This window comes from Methylobacterium sp. 37f, assembly GCF_023093475.1.
Lineage (GTDB): Bacteria > Pseudomonadota > Alphaproteobacteria > Rhizobiales > Beijerinckiaceae > Methylobacterium.
In genome coordinates this window covers 1-387 of the sequence record NZ_JAGHKN010000137.1, presented here as the reverse complement: position 1 = coordinate 387, position 387 = coordinate 1, and the positions used below count along the sequence as shown (strand labels likewise).

Annotated in this window: 1 protein-coding gene; it reads right to left on the bottom strand. The window is 60.2% G+C overall.

Annotated features, from left to right (window positions below):
• Positions 1–387 (bottom strand): AAA family ATPase (locus J7U37_RS24985; protein ID WP_247637509.1); only part of this gene is annotated, 387 nt, incomplete at both ends.

The following is a 387-nucleotide window of genomic DNA, read 5'->3' as shown; positions in this document are numbered from 1 at the left end:
CGTCACGCAGTTCCTCGATCTCCTGGAGAAGGCCATACAGCGCCTGGCGGGAGAAGCTGTCGCAATCGAAGGGAATCAGGCAGCGATCGGCAGCGATCAGCGCAGATACCGTGTAGAAATTCAGTGCCGGCGGGGTATCCAGGTAGATCCGGTCGTAGTCTTCGTCCAGTTCGTCCAGCAGTTTGCGCAGCTTGTTGATCTTGTGCTTCGACTCCAGCTTCGGCTGCAGGTCGGCCAGTTCGGGGCTGGAGGTGACGATGTGCAGGTTGTCGAACGGCGTCTCGTAGATCTCGACCCTGCCCTTCTTGCTGAAGGGCCCGGAAGACAAGGTCTGCTTGAAGAAGTCGGCGATCCCCACCGGCAGGTCCTCGCCGGTCAGTCCGGTCA